A 4,228-nucleotide genomic window follows, 5' to 3' on the forward strand; every position below is an offset into this window, starting at 1 on the left:
GCCGGCACCATGGACGGCCTCATGCACATCACGCGCGACGGCGGCAAGACGTGGACGAACCTCACCGCCAATCTGCCGGGGCTCCCCAAGTGGAGCACCATTTCGGCTATTGAACCCAGCAAGTACGATGCCGGCACGGCGTACGTGGCGGTGGACGCGCATCTCATCAACGATCGCGACCCGTACATCTACAAGACCACCGACTACGGCAAGACGTTCACGCGGCTCGACGCGGGCATTCCCAAGAGTGTGTTCAGCTACGTGCACGTGGTGCGCGAGGATCCCGTGCGGAAGGGGCTGCTGTACGCCGGCACTGAGAACGCGCTGTACGTATCGCTCGACGATGGCAAGCAGTGGGTGGAGTTGAACAACGCGGCCGCTGGCGGGCTGCCGCATGCGCCGGTGAGCTGGCTGCAGATTCAGGGGCACTTCCACGACTTGGTGGTGAGCACGTACGGGCGCGGGTTCTGGATTGCCGATGACATTTCGTATCTGCGCGCGATGGCCGACTCGCTGGCGTCGAAGCCAGTGGCACTCATGCCCATGCGGGCGGCGTATCGGTTCCGCAAGATCGCCACGCCGCTTGCGGCGACCAATTCGCTCGTGGGTGGCCAGGACCCGCCGCTCGCGGCGACGATCAACTACACGATTGGTGCCTCGGCGAAGGATTCGCTGCCGCGCGATTCCGTACGCTTCATGGTGTATGACGCGGGCGGTGCGCTCATCCGCAAGTTCGCGGGCGCGCCTGCCAAGCGCGGGCTCAATCGCGCGCTGTGGGATCTGCGGCACGAGGGGCCGCGCAAGGCAAAGCTGCGCACCGCTCCGCCGGGGAACACCGCGCTACGTGTGCTCGACTCGCGTCCGCTGGTGCCGTGGGATCTCGACCTCGTGGGCGGGCAGGTGGGGCCGTTGGTGGCGCCGGGCACGTACACGGTGGCGATGGTGTGGAAGAGCGACACGCTGCGCCAGAAGCTCGAGGTGCGCCGCGACCCCAATAGTGAAGGCACCGACGCCGACATCGCCGCGCAGGTGGCGCTGGCGTTGCGCATTCGCGACGCGATGAACGAAACCGTGGCGCTCATCGATGAGAGCGAGTGGCAGCGGCGCGGCTTCGAGCAGATGCGCACCACGCTGCGCGAGAAGATCCGCGATGCGAAGGAATACGGCGCCAGCCCCGGCCCGGCGCTCAAGGTGCCGGATGCCGAAGCGTTCCTCAAGGAAATCGACGCGGTGGAAAAGCGCGTGATCGCAATCGAAGGGAAGCTGTACGACATCGCGCTCACCGGCGCGCGCGAGGATGCATTCCGTACGCCCAACCAGCTCTACGAGAAGCTGGCGAGCGTCGGGAGCGACGTGGCCGCGTCGAGTGCCGATTTCCGCCCCACCGATCAGCAGGTGGAGGTGCACGGCATGCTGCGCAAGCAGCTCGACGGGCTCAAGACGCAGTTCAAGGACTTCGTGGCCGGCGATCTGGCCGCGTTCGCGCAGAAGGCCGCGAAGCTGGGGTTGGCGACGCCGGTGATGTTCTGAGCGGCGTGGTCAGAGTCGATGCGTCCGCAGCCGCTTCGGGTGGCTGCGGACACATCGATGTGTTCGGCGGCCTACAAATCCTGAGGCCGTAGGCCGGTCTGTTTTGCAAGGCGCGCGAGCATCCGCGGACCGATTTCTTCGCCCTCATGAAACGCGAAGACCGTGTCGCTCCATCCCTCGCGCGCGAGCACTTTGTGCGAACTCGCTTCGCGTTTCACGCTCCAACCGAGCCGCAGCAGCGCAGCCAGCACGCGCCGTGCTTTCGTTGAGGGCCACTCACTCATTCGACGCGCGAGTTCCGATTATGCGGCGCGAAAATCGAGCGGGAGCAGGCTGGGTACCGGCTCCCCATTCTCCAGACGATCGGCCAGCACGCGCAGTGCGAGCGCTTGAACGCGCGCCACGGCTTCCGCCTCCGTTGTGCCATACGCCAACACACCAGGCAGATCCGTCACTTCAGCGATAAAGCGGCCGTCCGCTTCGTGGTCAACTTCGAGGGTCAAGAACATGGATATCTCCGAAGGCGAAGTGCGCAGCTGCGTGAATGTAGCATAACCTCGGACGTCGGTATCATGCGGGTTCGATCACCTCAGCAAACCCGGCGCCCGCGAAGGCGCGTGCGTTGCGCGTGTAGAACCTCGTGACGCCATTCGATCGGAGTGTGACCGCCAGCACCGCATCGAAGGTACGGCGCGCGGGGAACTCCGGGTTCGACCACTGCGCCTGCAGTTTGGGCATCTGCGCCGGCGACCAGGCGCACTGCTGCCAGCCGCTCTTGTCACGGTACCACGCCACGGTGTTGGCCGCAGTCGCCGCATCGAGCGGACGCTGCAGCACGTTCGGGTGCCGTAACAGGCGATACAGCTCGAACCACAGCTGGTCGGCGACGACCCAGTCGCTCGGCGTATCCAGCGCCTTCGCAATCAGGGCCCGACACGGTTCGTGCTCTGCGCAGTCCCGATTGATGGCGTAGAGCAGGACGTTGGTGTCAAAGCTCTGCACGGTCCTCCCAGGCGCGCTCGCGCAGCGTGTCGGCGTCAGCCCGGATGTCGCCGAGTCCGTACACCGGGGGCGCCTCCCGCACCTGCCGCGGGGCGGGCGCATTGGCCGCGAGCCACGCATCCACGGCCGCCCGCACCAGCTCGCTCACCGGGCGGTCCATGACCTTGGCCGCCTGGCGGAGCCGGGCCAGCTGCGGCTCAGGAAACAGGATTTGCATTTTCTCCATGGATACAGTATAAGCATGGATCCATGCTTGCTCAAGCTACCGTCAATCAGCCCACCCGCGTGTGACTGCCCGCGACGACACCAACCTCACCCGCCGCGAAGCAATCACGCGCGGCGCGGTGGGCGCCCTCCCGCTCTTCGGCATCCCGGCCGTCGCCGATGCCCGGCCGGCGCAGCCTCCCCGCGCGCGCCTGCCTCGCACCCGCGACTACATCATCGACGCGTCGGCGGCGCTGGTGTGGCGTAACGGGGCGCCGGTGCTGATTGGCGACTGCTCGGTGCGCGTGCGTGGCAACGAAATCGTGGAGGTGCGCGAGGGGCGCATTGGCGGTACGGCCGCGCGCATCGACGCGACGGGGCAACTGCTGCTGCCGGGGTTCATTTCGGGACACACGCACGCGGCGAGTGGCAGCCCCACGCGCGGGCTCATCGAGGAGGGGCGGTCGTATCAGCGCCCCATCGAACTGGTGGAGCAGCTCCCCGACGACCTGCTCGACGATATCACGGCGTACAACATCGCCGAGTTGCTGCGATCGGGGTGCACGTCACACGTGGAGATGAGTCTCAGCCTCAAGCAGGCGCAAAGCTACGTGCGTGTGGCGCGGCGCTGGCATGTGCGTGGCTTCCCCGGCGGCATGGTGCCGGGCACGGCGCGGCTCTTCCCCATCTGGCGGCGCACCACTGACGACGCGCTCACCGCGAGCGTCCCCGACACGTTGGCGGAGATCGCGGCCAATCGCGCGTTCGCCCTGCAGGTAAACGGCGCCGAAGAGGGGCTCATACGCCCCATGCTCACGCCGCATGCGGCCGACACGCACACGCCGGAGACGATGCGCGCCATCGTGGCGGCGGCGCGCGAGGTGGGGAACGGTATCCACACGCATCTCGCGCAGGGCGCCGGCGAGGTGCGCGCGGTACAGCGGCTGTATGGGAAGTCGCCCGCCGAGTGGCTCGAGAGTTTCGGGGTGTTCGACGGCCCGTTCTTCGGGGCGCACATGACGGGCGCCACCGCGGCTGAGTGGGACGTACTGAAGCGGCACGGCGGCGTGTACGCGCACTGTCCGAGCGGCGGCGGCGCGGGGAACTCGAGCGGCACACAGCCGTACCCCGAAGCGATCGCCGCCGGCGTGTATGTGAACGTGGGGATCGACACGCACAGCAACGATTACCTGGAGAACCTCAAGCTCGCGGTGATCTGCGGGCGGGCTCGCGCGCGGTTGCTCAACGCCCAGCCGAATCGCACCGGTGCTCCGCTCCCCATGCCGAGCATGCGTGATGCGGTGTACGGAGCCACGCACGTGGCGGCCGATGGGCTGCGTCGCACTGACATCGGCCGCATTGCGGTGGGCGCCAAGGCCGATCTGTGCACCATCGACGTGAGTGGCCTGCTGGTGGGGAGCGGCGCCGTGGGGCCCGAGCCGCTCAGCAACCTGCTGTACGCGAGCGGTGCCAACGTGCGGCACGTGATTAC

General features: G+C 67.3%; 5 protein-coding genes and 1 pseudogene. 2 read left to right on the forward strand and 4 right to left on the reverse strand.

All coding sequences use genetic code 11. From position 1 onward, the window contains the following. Window positions 1-1,530, forward strand: a pseudogene (locus tag ACIQ6O_RS13605) (glycosyl hydrolase); the annotation flags it as partial. 71 nt (window positions 1,531-1,601) lie between these two features. Here ACIQ6O_RS13605 and ACIQ6O_RS13610 read toward each other — a convergent pair. The 4 genes from ACIQ6O_RS13610 to ACIQ6O_RS13625 form a co-directional block, all read right to left on the reverse strand. Then, entirely contained in the window at window positions 1,602-1,814 is a 213-nt protein-coding gene (locus tag ACIQ6O_RS13610) for a type II toxin-antitoxin system HicA family toxin (RefSeq protein ID WP_396208330.1), read from the reverse strand. A gap of 18 nt (window positions 1,815-1,832) precedes the next feature. Beyond that, window positions 1,833-2,039: a type II toxin-antitoxin system HicB family antitoxin gene (locus ACIQ6O_RS13615; RefSeq protein ID WP_396208331.1), complete on the reverse strand. Its 207-nt coding sequence runs from the start codon at window positions 2,037-2,039 to the stop codon at window positions 1,833-1,835. A gap of 61 nt (window positions 2,040-2,100) precedes the next feature. Next, window positions 2,101-2,532 carry a TA system VapC family ribonuclease toxin gene (locus ACIQ6O_RS13620; RefSeq protein ID WP_396208332.1) on the reverse strand — a complete coding sequence of 144 codons (432 nt, stop codon included), beginning with the start codon at window positions 2,530-2,532 and terminating at the stop codon, window positions 2,101-2,103. Next, a complete protein-coding gene (locus ACIQ6O_RS13625) occupies window positions 2,519-2,758 on the reverse strand; it encodes a hypothetical protein (RefSeq protein WP_396208333.1) in 240 nt (79 codons plus the stop codon). The genes ACIQ6O_RS13620 and ACIQ6O_RS13625 overlap by 14 nt, the downstream gene beginning before the upstream one ends. Window positions 2,759-2,819: 61 nt before the next feature. Between ACIQ6O_RS13625 and ACIQ6O_RS13630 the strand changes: the two genes are divergently transcribed. After that, a partial coding sequence (locus tag ACIQ6O_RS13630) for an amidohydrolase family protein (RefSeq protein WP_396208334.1) occupies window positions 2,820-4,228 on the forward strand: 1,409 nt, incomplete at its 3' end.

The sequence above is a fragment of the Gemmatimonas sp. genome, from assembly GCF_044345575.1.
Classification (GTDB): domain Bacteria; phylum Gemmatimonadota; class Gemmatimonadetes; order Gemmatimonadales; family Gemmatimonadaceae; genus Gemmatimonas.